The organism is Agrobacterium vitis (genome assembly GCF_014926405.1).
GTDB lineage: Bacteria > Pseudomonadota > Alphaproteobacteria > Rhizobiales > Rhizobiaceae > Allorhizobium > Allorhizobium vitis_H.
The window spans coordinates 2630523-2645202 of record NZ_JACXXJ020000005.1 but is presented as its reverse complement, the minus strand read 5'-3'; the positions used below and the strand labels follow the sequence as shown (position 1 = coordinate 2645202).

Annotated in this window: 16 protein-coding genes and 1 tRNA gene; 6 read left to right on the top strand and 11 right to left on the bottom strand. The window is 58.3% G+C overall.

Features of this window, described 5'->3' with window-relative positions:
- Positions 1-72: 72 nt before the first annotated feature.
- The 5 genes from rfbF (at position 73) to IEI95_RS23615 (ending at position 5179) form a co-directional block, all read left to right on the top strand.
- Positions 73-843, top strand: a complete 771-nt coding sequence (gene rfbF / locus IEI95_RS23635) for a glucose-1-phosphate cytidylyltransferase (RefSeq protein WP_015914874.1) — start codon at positions 73-75, stop codon at positions 841-843.
- Positions 843-1928 carry a CDP-glucose 4,6-dehydratase gene (rfbG, locus tag IEI95_RS23630; RefSeq protein WP_234890861.1) on the top strand — a complete coding sequence of 362 codons (1086 nt, stop codon included), beginning with the start codon at positions 843-845 and terminating at the stop codon, positions 1926-1928. The genes rfbF and rfbG overlap by 1 nt, the downstream gene beginning before the upstream one ends.
- Positions 1925-2488: a dTDP-4-dehydrorhamnose 3,5-epimerase family protein gene (locus IEI95_RS23625; protein WP_156531405.1), complete on the top strand. Its 564-nt coding sequence runs from the start codon at positions 1925-1927 to the stop codon at positions 2486-2488. The genes rfbG and IEI95_RS23625 overlap by 4 nt, the downstream gene beginning before the upstream one ends.
- Positions 2485-3714, top strand: a complete 1230-nt coding sequence (locus IEI95_RS23620; protein WP_156531406.1) for a class I SAM-dependent methyltransferase — start codon at positions 2485-2487, stop codon at positions 3712-3714. Before IEI95_RS23625 ends, IEI95_RS23620 begins: the two co-directional genes overlap by 4 nt.
- Positions 3715-3838: 124 nt before the next feature.
- Positions 3839-5179: a glycosyltransferase family 2 protein gene (locus tag IEI95_RS23615; RefSeq protein WP_156531407.1), complete on the top strand. Its 1341-nt coding sequence runs from the start codon at positions 3839-3841 to the stop codon at positions 5177-5179.
- A gap of 223 nt (positions 5180-5402) precedes the next feature.
- On the opposite strand, the gene IEI95_RS23610 is transcribed toward IEI95_RS23615, so the two are convergent.
- Positions 5403-6215: a cephalosporin hydroxylase family protein gene (locus IEI95_RS23610; RefSeq protein WP_156531408.1), complete on the bottom strand. Its 813-nt coding sequence runs from the start codon at positions 6213-6215 to the stop codon at positions 5403-5405.
- A gap of 223 nt (positions 6216-6438) precedes the next feature.
- Here IEI95_RS23610 and IEI95_RS23605 point away from each other — a divergent pair, with 223 nt between their 5' ends.
- Positions 6439-7290, top strand: coding sequence for an NAD-dependent epimerase/dehydratase family protein (locus IEI95_RS23605; RefSeq protein WP_156531409.1), 852 nt, complete (start codon positions 6439-6441; stop codon positions 7288-7290).
- A gap of 180 nt (positions 7291-7470) precedes the next feature.
- Here the strand turns inward: IEI95_RS23605 and IEI95_RS23600 are convergent, their stop codons facing one another.
- From IEI95_RS23600 to murA, 10 genes are all read right to left on the bottom strand, one after another.
- Complete coding sequence (locus IEI95_RS23600) at positions 7471-8598, bottom strand: hypothetical protein (protein WP_156531410.1); 1128 nt, start codon at positions 8596-8598, stop codon at positions 7471-7473.
- 327 nt (positions 8599-8925) lie between these two features.
- Positions 8926-9001 (bottom strand) — tRNA-Phe (locus IEI95_RS23595).
- 194 nt (positions 9002-9195) lie between these two features.
- On the bottom strand, positions 9196-9405 hold the full coding sequence (gene yacG, locus IEI95_RS23590; RefSeq protein ID WP_060716379.1) for a DNA gyrase inhibitor YacG: 210 nt from the start codon (positions 9403-9405) through the stop codon (positions 9196-9198).
- A 59-nt stretch (positions 9406-9464) separates the two neighbouring features.
- On the bottom strand, positions 9465-10085 hold the full coding sequence (locus IEI95_RS23585; RefSeq protein ID WP_015914882.1) for a Maf-like protein: 621 nt from the start codon (positions 10083-10085) through the stop codon (positions 9465-9467).
- A gap of 16 nt (positions 10086-10101) precedes the next feature.
- Complete coding sequence (infA, locus tag IEI95_RS23580; RefSeq protein ID WP_004435948.1) at positions 10102-10320, bottom strand: translation initiation factor IF-1; 219 nt, start codon at positions 10318-10320, stop codon at positions 10102-10104.
- A 121-nt stretch (positions 10321-10441) separates the two neighbouring features.
- A complete protein-coding gene (locus IEI95_RS23575) occupies positions 10442-10945 on the bottom strand; it encodes an arsenate-mycothiol transferase ArsC (RefSeq protein WP_156531411.1) in 504 nt (167 codons plus the stop codon).
- Between the two features lie 10 nt (positions 10946-10955).
- Positions 10956-11429, bottom strand: coding sequence for a UPF0262 family protein (locus tag IEI95_RS23570; protein WP_015914884.1), 474 nt, complete (start codon positions 11427-11429; stop codon positions 10956-10958).
- Positions 11430-11432: 3 nt separating this feature from the next.
- Positions 11433-12731: a histidinol dehydrogenase gene (hisD, locus tag IEI95_RS23565; RefSeq protein ID WP_194417095.1), complete on the bottom strand. Its 1299-nt coding sequence runs from the start codon at positions 12729-12731 to the stop codon at positions 11433-11435.
- A 34-nt stretch (positions 12732-12765) separates the two neighbouring features.
- A complete protein-coding gene (locus IEI95_RS23560; protein ID WP_087727262.1) occupies positions 12766-13236 on the bottom strand; it encodes a DUF2948 family protein in 471 nt (156 codons plus the stop codon).
- Positions 13237-13335: 99 nt separating this feature from the next.
- The gene (gene murA / locus IEI95_RS23555) at positions 13336-14628 is read right to left on the bottom strand and encodes a UDP-N-acetylglucosamine 1-carboxyvinyltransferase (protein WP_015914887.1); all 1293 of its coding nucleotides are present in this window, start codon (positions 14626-14628) and stop codon (positions 13336-13338) included.
- Positions 14629-14680: the final 52 nt, after the last annotated feature.

The window sequence follows — 14680 nt, the reverse complement described above, 5'->3', positions numbered from 1 at the left end:
GCGGCAATTGGATTGAAACCGGACAGGCTGTGAAGTGGGCAGGTAGGCAATGGTCGGCATGGAGATTGGGCGATGAAGGCGGTTATCCTGGCTGGCGGTCTCGGCACGCGGATTTCCGAAGAGACCCATTTACGGCCAAAGCCGATGATCGAGATCGGCGGGCGGCCGATCCTCTGGCACATCATGAAGCTCTATTACGCTCATGGCATCCGTGAATTCATCATCTGCTGCGGGTTCAAGGGCTATATCATCAAGGAATATTTCGCCAATTACGGTCTGCATATGTCGGATATCACCTTCGATCTCTCCGATAACCGGCTGGAATTTCATCGCAAGAGTGCCGAAAACTGGCGTGTGACCCTGATCGATACCGGTGAAAGCTCGATGACCGGCGGACGGCTAAAGCGGGTTGCTTCCTATCTGAAGGACGAGGAAGCGTTCTGCTTTACCTATGGCGACGGTCTCTCCGATCTGGATATTTCCGCCACACTGCGGTTTCACAAGGAGCATGGCAAGCTTGCGACAGTGACCGCCGTGCAGCCGCCAGCCCGCTACGGCGCGCTGAAAATGGACGGACCGATGGTGCGTGGCTTCGTGGAAAAACCGGTGGGCGAAGCGGGCTATATCAATGGCGGCTTCTTCGTGCTGTCGCCCAAATGCATCGACCGGATCGCTGGCGATGACATGCCGTGGGAAGCGGAACCACTGACCAGCCTTGCCGAAGACGGCGAGCTTTGCGCCTATCTGCACAACGGTTTCTGGCAGCCAATGGATACGCTGCGCGACAAGAACCATCTGGAAGATCTGTGGGCCGGTGGCAGCCCGCCATGGAAGAGCTGGTGATGATGATTGACCGACAGTTCTGGGCCGGAAAACGGGTGCTGCTGACCGGCCATACTGGCTTCAAGGGCAGCTGGCTGGCGCTTTGGCTGATGCAAATGGGTGCCCAGGTCAGCGGTCTGGCGCTTGCGCCACGGACAACGCCCAACCTTTGCGGCCTGTTGACCGGTCATGATAATCACGCCGAGGGCGGCATTTGCGATCTGCGTGACCGTATTGCGGTGGCGGCCCTCGTTGCCCGGATAAAGCCGCAGATCGTCTTCCATCTGGCCGCCCAGCCGCTGGTGCGGCTTGGCTACCGCGATCCCGTGGCGACCTTTGAGACCAATGTGCAAGGCACGGTGCATGTGCTGGAAGCGCTTCGGATTTCCCCGGATGTGAAGTCCATCGTCGTCATCACCACCGACAAGGTCTATGAGAATGCCGAGACCGGCAAGGCCTTTGTCGAGACCGATCCGCTCGGCGGTCACGATCCCTATAGCGCCAGCAAGGCGGCGGCTGAGATCGTCGTCTCCAGCTACCGGTCGTCGTTTTTTGCCGCACGCGGCGTCGGTCTTGCCACGGCGCGGGCCGGCAATGTCATCGGCGGTGGCGATTGGGCTGAGGACCGGTTGATCCCGGATGCGGTGCGCGCCTGGAGCCTCGGTGCGCCGCTCGACGTGCGCCGCCCGAATGCGGTCCGCCCCTGGCAGCATGTTCTGGAGCCCTTGGCAGGTTACATCGCCATGGCGCACCATCTGTGGCATGATCCGGCTTCGCTGACAGCGTTAAATTTTGGTCCTGACCACGCCAGTGCGGCCTGCGTTGCGGATGTTCTGGCTCTGGCCGTCAGGTATTTCGGCAGCGGTGAGGTGGTGCTGGGCGATGGCCGCGATGGTCCTCATGAAGCCGGTTATCTGATGCTCGACAGCTCCAAAGCTTGCATGACACTCGGCTACAGACCTGTCTGGTCGCTGGAGGAAACCGTGGCGCGCACCATGAACTGGTATCGACGGCTCGCCGCTGGCGCATCGGCCAGAGACCTGTGCCTTGCCGATATCGCCGATTATGCCCATGGTCTCGGCATGGATGTGAGGCAGGCGGGATGAGCCAACGTTTCCAGCCCGAAGACACCGCGATCCCCGGCCTGACGCTGCTGACCCGCAGTCGGTTTGGCGACGAGCGTGGTTTTCTCAGTCGGTTGTTTTGCGGTGAAGAGCTTACAGCTTTTGGCTGGCCGGGGCCGGTCTTGCAGGTCAATGAAACCGGAACGGCACAAAAAGGCACCGTGCGCGGCCTGCATTTTCAGCACGCGCCTTTTGCCGAATGGAAACTGGTGACCTGCATCGAAGGCACAATCCTCGACGTGGCCGTGGATCTGCGCCAGGGCTCGTCGAGCTTTCTCCAGCATGTCTGTGTCGAGCTGTCGGGCGACAATTGCCGCTCGCTGCTGATCCCGCCGGGCTTTGCCCATGGGTTTCAGGCGCTGAGCGACACGGTGCGGATGATCTATACCCATTCCGCGCCTTACCGGGCGGAGGCCGAGGGCGGACTTCACCCGCAGGATGCAAGGATCGGCATTGCCTGGCCTTTGCCGGTTGAGCGGCTGTCAGCCCGAGACCAGAGCCATCCGCTGATCCAGCCCGATTTTGAAGGACTGATTGCATGAATTGCCGCCATTGCGGATCGCTTCGGATGCGACCCTTTCTCGATCTTGGCACCGCGCCGCCCTCCAATTCCTATGTGAAGGCCGAGGATCTGGTAAAGCCGGAGCTTTGGTATCCGCTGGTCATCCGGATTTGCGAGGACTGCCTTTTGGTGCAGACCGAGGATTTCGCCGCCCGTGAAACCTTCTTTTCCCACGACTATGCCTATTTTTCTTCGTTTTCCTCGTCCTGGCTGGCGCATGCCAAATCCTATGTCGAGGCGATGACGCATCGCTTCGGGCTTGGTGAGGGGGCAAAAGTGGTGGAAGTTGCCGCCAATGACGGCTACCTGCTGCAATATGTGCGTGAGCGCGGTATCGCCTGCCTGGGCGTTGAGCCGACGGCCAGCACGGCCCGTGCCGCACGTGACAAGGGCATTGACATCATCGAAGAGTTTTTTGGCGTAGAACTGGCGAAAAAGCTGGTGGCCGACGGCTGGGCCGCGGATCTGACTGCGGCCAACAATGTGCTGGCGCATGTGCCTGACATCAATGACTTCGTCGCAGGCTTTGCCCAATTGCTGAAACCTGCGGGGGTTGCAACCTTTGAATTTCCGCATCTGATGAATATGATCGCGGAGCGCCAGTTCGATACGGCCTATCACGAGCATTATTCCTATCTGTCGCTGCTGGCTGTTGATCGAATTTTTGCCGCTAACGGACTAATGGTGTTCGATGTGGAAACCACGCCCTGGCATGGCGGCAGCCTGCGGGTGCTGGCCTGCCGGGCCGACAGCAAGGCGCATGTCCGCACACCGGCTGTCGAGGCGATGCTGGCGCGTGAAAGAGCGGCCGGTCTTGACGCCGTGACCGGCTATGACGGTTTCCAGACTGAGGCCGAAGCCGTGCGCGATGATTTCCTGTCCTTCCTGATCGACTGCAACCGGAAAGGCCTGTCTGTTGCCGCCTATGGTGCAGCGGCCAAGGGCAATACGCTGTTGAACTTCGCCGGCATCAAAGCCGGCCAGATTGCTTTCGTCGTCGACAAGAACCCGGCCAAGCAAGGCATGTTGCTGCCCGGAAGCCGCGTGCCGATTGTTTCGGAAGAGGTTCTGAAAACCCGTAAACCTGACAGACTGGTGATCCTCCCATGGAATCTGACGGCAGAAATCAAACAACAGCTTTCCTATATCGCCGATTGGGGTGGGAAATTCGTGACGGCAGTTCCGAATCTGACCGTCCATCCGTGACTTTGGAAGCCGACGTGAGTCAGGATAGTCAGCCGATCCTGCCAAGAGACACGCTCCCACGTCCCGGCGATACAATCAGCGCCAAATAGTGGCTGGCATAGAGCGTAGATCCAGGAGACCCTCGATGACTGACAAGCCAACCCTTTCGATTTGCGTGCCTTCGCGCAACCGGCAAATCTATTTTCAAAAGACCATCGAGGGACTGTTGCGCAACACGCGCACCGACGTGGAGTTCATTTTCACCGATAACTCGGACGATCCGGCCATTATGAACGACTTCATGGCTGATATCGTCAAGGATACGCGGGTCGTCTACCTTCCTACAACTGATCGTGTCCTGTCGATGATGGACAATTGGGAGCGGACGATTCATGCCAGCCGAGGCGAGTGGGTGGTGTTCATCGGCGACGACGATTTCATCGAGCCTGATGTTGCCGGACTGATCCTGCGGATTGATGAGATCAATCCGGATATGGAGGCATTATCCTGGGGAGTTTTGAATTATTCCTGGCCGGTTGAAGGAGAAGCGGTCTGTACCGTGGTTGTGCCGTTTGACCGAACCGTCATGCGTTTACCCAGGGCACAGCTGATGCGCCGGATGTTTGGCTGGCACGAGTCGACATCCGTTCCAACGTCGGGCTTTTCCATTTACCATTCCGCTATCAGGCGAAGGCTGCTGGATCGGATCTATGCCAAATATCATCACCGTTACTTTGAGCATCCGGTTGTCGACTACGATATTGCGATGAAAGTGATCTGTGAAGCGCAGGACTTCGTCGTGTGCCAACGGCCATTCTCAGTGCTCGGAGCCTGCCCCCAGAGCAATTCTTTTTCCATCGGCCGCTTGGAAGACACCAAGATGCGGGCCAAAATTTTCATGGACGAATTCGGCAAGAATTTTGAAGAAGACCCGACACTGCGGGATTTCCCATTCAGCTCCTTTTTAGGCTGTACGGCGACCATTGGCGTCACCCAGCAATGGTTCCGGAAGACTTATAATGTCAGCTATACGGGGTGGGAAAAGGGCTACGCGAGCGCCTGCGCACTCAATACCGAAACCTATCGAGACAGGGAGGCCTTTGACATCATTCGCGCAGGTTACGAGACGGCCTTCCGCAATTGGCAGGGTGGAAGGTTTCTTTCACATTACCAACCGGTCTGGCGCGGTGACATACCCGTGACGCCCATGAGCGGTGCGACCTCTGCCGGGGTGATGGTGCTTGCCGATATCGCTGGGGCAACGTCCCCCGCCGAGCTTTGGGATGTCGTCTCGGCGATGATTGTGGCTCCCGACGATATTCTCGTCCGTCCGACAGGCTTGCGTCTGCAGAACGAAGAGGAGTTTGCCACCAACGAACTTATGCGGCTCGAAGGAAATATGCGTGTTGCCAGTTCTGAAAAAGCAGCTCCCGGCAAGCCGGTTGCCATGCGCAATGACCGACACACCAGAGGCCGGCGGCGCTGAACTTAATCGCCTTCCTGTCTTCAGAGATCGACCAAGCTATCTACCGTGCTACCTCACAGTCATGGTGACTTTTCAGCCATCCTGACGGTGAGGTAATTTATTGCTCGTTTCCTCAAATCGGGATCGATTTGAGGAGAAATTTATGCAGCAAATATAGAAAGCGACAACGCCATGCGTTTTATAAAACGCATGGCGTTGTCGCTTGCCAAAGATCTTCCAGCCGTCACACCCGACGCAGAAATCCATCGCGTGAAACGGTGATGGCGATTTTGTGCTCCAGCGCGTGGTCGTATTCAAGGTGCAGCGGCGCGCCATCGGCAGCCGTACGGCCTTCCTGCTCCAGGCGTCGCATATATTCCCAGACCGCGGTTCTGGGATTGTCGCCCGGACCCCAGGGCCGTTCGGGATACATGCTTTCCGGCATGTCCTCCACCAGCGTATCCCAGACCGCGCAATAGGAGCCCTTGGAGACAAGCGGTGCGTAAAGCTCCAGTTCCTGCAAGACGTGCTCATGGGTATGGTTGGAATCGAGGAAAACCATGACCTTTTCATAGTCCCTGGCGATATCCTTGACCTGAGCGATGATATCAGGCGCGACGGAAGAGCCCTCGATCATGCTGATCTTGTGGCTCATGGGGTGGGCCTCGATGGCGGCACGGTTATGGGCGCGGATGTCGATGTCGATGCCGAGCACCTTGCGGCGGCTGGCCTTGGGGTCCAGCATTTCGCCTTTTTCGACGGCCTCGCAATAATCGATCATTGCCAGCATGGAGGCGCTCATCACCAGCGAGCCGCCATGGGCTATGCCAGTTTCGATCACCAGATCCGGTTTGACCGACCAGATCATCTCCTGGATAGCATAGCTGTCCTGCGGGATCTGGATGATGGGCCGGCCGAGCCAGCTGAAATTATACATATAGCCCAGCGGTATGCATGTCTCGATCCAGCGATTGGACAAATCGAGGAATTCCTTGCTCTCGCCGATCGACTGGATGTTACGGCTTACCAAAGCCTTGAAATCTTCGACAGTATTCATTGCGGGTCCGTTCAGTTATTGCCTGCCTGCGCAGACGCTAGGCTGTCTTACCTGCGTGAGCCTGACGTGTCTGTGTGTAATGATGGTTGAATAAGCCAGGGTGTCTCTTGAACACCTAAATCGGTTGGCGTCATATGGCGCGCAATGCGTTGTATCGGCGGTATCGTCCTTAAATCTCCTCGGTCTGGGGTTTGCCGCAGATGAAAGATTGGAGTGGCAAGGGATGGGCAAGACTATTCTGTTGACGGGAGCGACGGGCTTCGTCGGGAGGCAGATCCACCATGCTCTGCTGGACGCTGGGCATAGCGTGGTGGCTGTCGTGCGGCCACAATCCTCAAGCGTTCTTGCCACAGAGGGCCGTGCCGCGAGAGTGATCGAGACGGCGGATGTCTTTGCACAATCGGTCGATTGGTGGGCGGCCCAGTGCCAGGGCTGCGACGCGGTCATCCACGCCGCCTGGTATGTGGAGGCGGGGAAATACCTGGATTCGCCGCTGAATTTTCACTGCGTCACCGGCAGTTTGGCCCTGGCGCAGGGGGCAGCACGCGCTGGCATTTCCCATTTCATCGGCCTTGGCACCTGTGTCGAATATCGCTTGCCGTCGGACCACTTGACCGTGGATTCACCCCTTGAGCCGAAGACGCTTTATGCCGCTGCCAAGCTTTCCACCTACCAGATGTTGGACCGGTATTTCGCAGGCCTTGGCCTGGGGTTTTCCTGGTGCCGGATCTTTTATCTCTATGGGGAAGGCGAACATCCGGCCCGTCTTGTGCCTTATCTGAGGCAACAACTTTCGCAAGGGCTCGTTGCCAAGCTTTCCAAAGGCACACAATGGCGCGATTTTCTGGATGTGAAAGAGGCCGGAAAAATGATTGCTGGCGTTGTCGATACCGGACAGACCGGCGCGGTCAATATCTGTTCCGGCAAGGCGGTCACCATTCGGGCGCTGGCCGAACGCATTGCCGATGACTATGGCCGCCGCGACCTGCTGGAATTCGGCACGGCAGAGATCCATCCTACCGATCCCCTGGCGGTGGTTGGCGTGTGCAATGTTGCGGCGATCAAGCCTGACTGAGGAGGAATGGCTGCCGGTTGATACTTTCAGCCCTCGTTTGTCAGGGAAAAGTGGAATTCGGGTTTCCCGAAAAGGCAAATGAAAACAAGAAAAACGAGAGTCTGTCTGGTTCAATCAGAACCTGACAGACTCTCGTTTATCGCAACGCATTGAAGACGCCAATGTATCCGGACCTTGGCGTCAGGCACTCGCACGGGCGTTTGGCTCCGCGATGACCCTGATTGGCGTCATCATGCTGCGCGCCACGGCGTAGAACTGCTGGGCGTTGACGGCATTGCCAATGAAGCGGTCTACCAACAGAACCTTGCCATGCAGGCCCTGCTGTCTGTCTTCATGGGGTGTGGCGGAAAAGGGCGGTGCGAAGGCCCGGACCCATGCCTGACCGCCCGGCATGGACAGGAACGCTCGGGAATAGGCTTCGTATTTTGTCCGAAACGGGCCAGTGGAATGTTCGAAAGCGCAATCATACATGCAGGCGCGGACGAAATCCTCCCCAAAGCCTGCCCATTCGCTGCCAAGCTCCATCAGCACTCGGGCCTGAACTTCGGCAATGGCAGCCGTCAGGCCTATTCCGGCGTGCAACGGAAAATCCTTGAGTGCGGATGGCACGGGACGTGGCTGGAACGGGTGTGCATGCACGGCGGACAGCGGGCGATTGCAAAAGGCCAGTGCATTGGCAAACAGCAGCACGCGGGCCGCCCACTCATATTGCGGCACCAGGGTTAGCCAACTCAGTGCGCCGCAAGCCGAAAGGACACTGTCGATCAGGCTTCGCTTGATGGCCCCATGATAGAGACCGAAGGGCATGCGTGGCACTTGCCGTGCGTCTTTCCAGTGAAAGAAAGCCTCGAGCATCGGAGCCTTCTCAAATTCGGTAATATTATGCAGCACCGGGATCGCCACATTGGTCTTGATATGGCGCGGTGCATCCGCCGAGATTTGGAATGCGCTCCATCCCAACGCATCCACATGGGGATGTTTATTTTCCAGAGAGGAGAGCAGCTCGGGAAGATCCGGCTCGATCATGTCTTCGGGATGGACAAGCGACACCCAATCGCCCTCAGCCGCAGCCAAGGTGCCGATCCAGAGCTGAGCTGCCGAAAGGGTTTCCGGCGCAGGTGGCAGAAGGCGCAAACGACTATCGCGCGCCGCGATATCCGCGAACTGCCCAGGACGATGCACTGTGTCGCCAAAGCCGGAGAGAATGATTTCCAGATCAGCGGTCTCATTCTTCAGGAGTTCCGAGACCAGATAGACAGGCAGGACATGGCCCGGTTCCACAGGAATACAAACGGAAAGCTTCGGCATCGGCATCTCACGATCTAGAGTCTGTGAGGTTCAGATTGAACCAGCCATTCTCTCACTCTTGTTGTTTTCGTTTGTCTTTTCGAGAAAATCGGAATTCACTTTTTCCTGACAAGCTCAAAAAGACCTTGCTGCGCCATCCACTCCGTTTCTAAGGATGCAAAGGATCAACAACAATTCCGTGCCATTCTGTTATCAAACGCACAAAATAGGAGAGGTGTCCGCAGCTTTCGATGCTGTTTTAAGATGACAAACTGGTGCGAGCCTTGGCGCAGCCATGACTTAATAAGCATATTAAGCAAGGAATATAGGACATTTCACTTGAAATAATGGTGCCCGGAGGCGGATTTGAACCACCGACACGCGGATTTTCAATCCGCTGCTCTACCAACTGAGCTATCCGGGCATCCTGGCCAAACATACCCTCTTTCAGGCTTGTTTGCCGTTAGGGGAAAACTTTTCCCCCGGAAGCAGCGCGGTTATACCATCTAAATTTTTCATGTCCAGCGCCAAAAGACACTTTTTTGACGATGCATGTAAAAAGATTGAAAGTCATTTTAAAACAGAAGCTTACGCTGAAATTGCAATGGCTGTCGCGGTTCAGAATCGACCGTCGTCATCCGGGTTGGATTCGTCTTCGGCCACGGGAATGGCATAGGAGCCTTTCAGCCAGCGAGACAGATCCTGGGTGCGGCAGCGGTCGGAGCAGAAGGGATAGTGTTCGCGGTGGGATGGATGGCCGCATTCCGGGCAGGGAAGAGGTTTGCGCAAGGGTGCGACCTTGGCAGTATGTTCTGGCTCGTCACTCATGTGTTATCCTTTGCTTGGCGTCAGCTTTAAACTCGCCGGGGCCTTGCCTGCTGGGCTGCTTATCCTTCCGACCAGCGGGCCTGCACGTCCATGCCTTCACCTGCCAGCAATTGCACGGTTTCATACAGGGGCAGGCCGACAACATTGGAATAAGAGCCGACCAATTTCTGTACGAAACTGCCGGCAATGCCCTGAATGGCATAGGCGCCAGCCTTGCCACGCCATTCGCCGGACAGGATATAGGCATTGATGTCCGCTTCCGACAGACGCTTGAAGCGCACCTTGCTTTCCACCACCTTCTGGCGGATCTTGCGATCCGGCGTGATCAGGCAGACACCGGTAAACACCCAGTGATTGCGGCCGGAAACCAGATTGAGCGCGGCGATGGCCTCATCGCTGTATTCGGTTTTCGGCAGCACCCGACGGCCAACGGCAACCACCGTATCGGCCGCCAGGATGAAAGCGCCTTTCCAATCCGCCTCGTCAGCACTCGCCTCCAGGGCGGCTTTGGCCTTGTCGGTTGCCAAGCGGCGCGCCAGCGAGCGTGGCTGCTCGTTCTTCAAGGGGCTTTCGTCCAGATCCATCGGCATCAGCCGATCGGCTTCCAGGCCCACCTGCCGCAGCAGTTCGACGCGGCGGGGGGAGCCTGAGGCCAGGATCAGCTTGCGTTTGCCGGCCATAGGCGGCTCCTCGCCGTTACTTGAAGCGATAGGTGATACGGCCCTTGGTCAGGTCGTAGGGTGTCATTTCCACCAGGACCTTGTCGCCAGCCAGCACGCGGATGCGGTTCTTGCGCATACGGCCAGCCGTATGGGCGATAATTTCATGTTCGTTTTCGAGCTTCACCCGGAATGTGGCGTTCGGCAGCAGTTCCGTAACGACACCGGGGAATTCGAGGACTTCTTCTTTAGCCATTGATGCCTTGTCTTTCTGTGTGTTTCGTCGAGGCGGCTACCGCCCCGGTCAAAATGTGGCCGGAACCTACACAATCACTGGGCTTTTGTGAACCTTGTAGATCGGGCTTTTCGAATTTGTTTCAAACGCCGCCAAGCGGGCTTGTTCCGGGCCGTTTGAAGCGCTGTTCGATCAGCACCGCCAGCCGGTCTCGCACCTCGCGATAGGCGGCCAGTTGCTGGTCGCGGGTGTCGGCCTCAATGGTTGGGTCATGCATCGGCCAATATACCACCTCAACGGAAGAGGAGCGAGTCAGTTCCAGGGCGGCATGATGCGCTTCGGGGGCGAGAGTGACGACGAGGTCGAAAAAGTCATCCTCCAGCTCGTCCAGGGTCTGAGGCTGGCGCTTGCCGAGCGAAAGTCCGATTTCATCCAGTACCACATCCACAAAAGGGTCGCGCTCGCCATGCCGCACGCCAGCCGAGGCTACATAGACACCTGACGGCAGTAACCTCTTGGCCAGGGCCTCGGCCATGGGCGAGCGCACGGCATTCATACCGCAGAGGAACAATACGGAGTGGGGTATGGCCCTCTCTTGGCTGTGATCGGTGCCGATGCTGGTGAGATCTTTGGTCGGTTCGCTCATGCCGGACGCCTCAGCCGCGCCAATACAGCACGCAGACCAGCGTGAAGAGTCGCCGTGCACTGTCGAAATCGAGATTGATCTTGTCTTTCAGCCGGTCTTTCAGGGTTTGCGAGCCATCGTTGTGAATGCCGCGCCGCCCCATGTCGATTGCTTCGATCTGGCTGGGCGTGGAAGAACGGATCGCCTCGTAATAACTTTCACAGATCATGAAATAGTCTTTGATGATCCGCCTGAGCGGCGTCAGCGACAGGATATGGGTGGCGACAGCCTCGCCATCCTGCGTGGTGATGGTGAAGACCAGCCGGGCATTCACCAGGGACAGGCTGAGGCGATAAGGGCCACCTGGATGACCGACCGGCTCGAAAGAGTTTTCCTCGATCAGATCGAAAATCGCCACGGCCCGCTCATGCTCGACATCGGGCGTCGAGCGCCCGATCGTCTCATCGAGAACGACATCGAAAAGCTTGAAGTCGCCCTTGGCCATCAGCTATTCCTCAAGATTGAGCCGGATGGCGACGGATCGTGCATGGGCGTCCAGCCCTTCGCTCTTGGCCAAAGCAATTGCTGCCGGCGCCAATTGCCTAAGCTGTTGCGGGCCGAGCCGTAATATCGATGTGCGCTTGACGAAATCCAGCACCGACAGGCCGGAGGAAAACCGCGCCGAACGGGCCGTTGGCAGGACGTGGTTGGAGCCGCCGACATAATCGCCGATCACCTCCGGTGTATGGCGACCGATGAAGATCGCGCCAGCATTGCGAATGCCCGCCATCAACGTATCGGGATCGGCGACAGCCAGTTCCAGATGCTCGGCGGCAATCCGGTTGGCAAGCGGCACGGAAGCGCCAAGGTTTGGTACAATGACCAGCGCGCCAAAATCCTGCCAGCTGGCGCTGGCAGTTTCGCTGCGGCTCAATGTTTTCAATTGCCGCTCGACGGCAGCCTCAACCGCTTTGGCAAAGTCCGGACTGTCGGTGATCAGGATTGATTGAGCGCCCCGGTCGTGTTCGGCCTGCGCCAGCAGATCGGCGGCAATCCAGTCTGGGTCATTATCCTTGTCGGCGATCACAAGCACTTCCGAAGGACCGGCGATCATATCGATGCCGACTGTGCCGAACACATGGCGCTTGGCAGCGGCCACATAGGCATTGCCGGGGCCGACGATCTTGGCGACCGGTTCGATGGTTTGTGTGCCATAGGCGAGTGCGGCGACAGCCTGAGCGCCACCGATCCGGTAGATTTCCGTCACGCCCGCAATTTTTGCCGCGGCCAGCACCGTGGGATTAATGGCGCCGCCGGAGGCAGGCACGACCATGACGACGCGCGGCACACCGGCAACCCTGGCCGGAACGGCATTCATCAGTACGGAACTTGGATAGCTTGCCGTGCCGCCCGGCACATAAAGGCCAACCGCATCGATGGCGGTCCAGCGGGAGCCGAGGCCGACGCCGATGGCGTCTTCGTAGATGTCGTCCTTGGGCATCTGGCGGGCGTGGTGGCGCTCGATACGCTCTGCGGCAAGTTGCAACGCATCGATCAGCTCAGGCGAGACCTCGGCAAAGGCCGCATCGATTTCAGCTTCGGTGACGCGCATGGGCGTCACTGCGAAATCCAGCCCATCGAACCTGTGCGAATACTCCGCCAAGGCGGCATCGCCGCGCGCCCGCACATCGTCGATAATGGTTCTGACGACTGCGTTTACATCCTCGGACACTTCCCGCTTGGTGGTGAGAAATGCGGCAAACCGCGCCTCGAAATCATCCGATGCCTGCTCAAGCCAAACTGCCACTGCGCCTAATTCCTTCTTCCGGCCCGCCTATTCCTCAGGCTCCGGGATGCCGGGGCCTTGATGTGGTTTCCCACGCGCCGCCGGTATCTGCAAGCTGTACTTCTATGCATTCAACATCCAAAGCAATGGTGGCGCCCGCCGCGCATACCAGCTCCACCCGGCCTTCCGGGCCATCCCCCTTGCCATCACCTTGGGCGGCGGTGAAGGTCACAGCCAGCAGGTTCATCACCTGGTCCTTGTCCGTCTGGCTTATGCCGATGGAGCGCACCGCCTGCACTCGTTTGATGGTGAGTAAGGCCCGGCGGCGCTCGAAGCTCTTGGCACGGCGAAATATTCCGCCGCCTTTTCCGGCTTTCTCCCAGACGAAACGGTTGACAGCGACGGAAAACACCCCGGACTTTGCCGCATAATCCACGTCAGCTGGCTTGAACACCGCATCCTGCATATGGGCAGATAAAATGGCGAGATCTTCCTCGTCCAGCGATAGAAGCTTGAGATCGGTCATGCGCATGGCCCCGCTATTGCAATTGCTCTTGCAGATAGGTTGCCCGCCGTCATTAAGCAACGGGCAGCCTTGCTTGAAGAGCTTGAAATATAGGGGTGGTCAGTCGCTGATTCGTTCCACAATCGCGCCGCAGCGGGTCAGCTTTTCTTCCAACCGCTCGAAGCCGCGGTCCAGATGATAGACGCGGTTGACCAATGTTTCGCCCTCGGCGGCAAGACCGGCGATGACGAGAGAGACGGAGGCGCGCAGGTCGGTCGCCATCACTGGCGCGCCCCGTAGGCGCTGTACGCCTTCGATGCGGGCTGTCTGGCCGCTGAGGGTGATCTTGGCGCCGAGCCGAGCCAGTTCCTGCACATGCATGAAGCGGTTTTCGAAAATTGTTTCCGTCACATGTGCCACGCCCTGGGCGCGGGTCATCAGGCCCATGAATTGCGCCTGCAAGTCAGTCGGGAAGCCAGGAAACGGCTCGGTAACGATATCGACAGGGCGAATGGCGTCGCCATGGCCGATGACGCGAATACCGTCCTCGATGGCGGAAACCTCGGCGCCAGCCCGGCGCAACGCCTCGACGGCGGTGTCGAGCAGGGTGATATCGGTGCCTTCCAGCGTCACGTCACCGCCGGTCATGGCGACGGCCATGGCATAGGTGCCGGTCTCGATCCGGTCCGGCAGAACCCGGTGGCGGGCACCAGACAGGCTGGTAACACCTTCGATGGTGATGGTGGCTGTGCCTTGGCCAGTAATTTTCGCGCCCATGGCGTTCAGGCAATTGGCAAGATCAACCACTTCCGGCTCACGCGCGGCATTGTGGATCACTGTGGTGCCGCGTGCCAGCGATGCCGCCATCAGCATGACGTGGGTTGCACCAACGGAAACCTTGGGGAATGTATAGCTCGCGCCGATCAAGCCGCCCTTCGGCGCGGTGGCTTCGATATAGCCGCTGTCGATCTCCAGAGTGGCGCCCAGCGCGCGCAGACCGTCGATGAACAGATCGACCGGGCGGGTGCCGATGGCGCAGCCACCGGGCAGTGAGACGCGGGCCTTGCCCTCACGCGCGAGAAGCGGGCCGATCACCCAGAAGCTGGCGCGCATTTTGGAGACCAGCTCATAAGGTGCATTGGTATCGACAATGGTGCGGCAGGTGAAATGGATGGTGCGGGAATAGCTGCCGGACTGGCGCTCGCGCCGCCCATTCACGGCAATGTCGACGCCATGATTGCCCAGAATGCGCAATAGCAGCTCGACATCGGCCAGATGCGGCACATTTTCCAGCGTCAGCGTGTCGCTGGTCAGGAGCGAGGCGATCATCAAGGGCAGGGCGGCGTTTTTCGCGCCGGAAATGGGAATGATGCCGTTAAGGGCGTTGCCGCCGACAATCCTGATACGATCCATAAAGAGTGATCAGGGGGCAAGGCCTGCCCCCGCCTTTCTTGGTTTGAAGAGT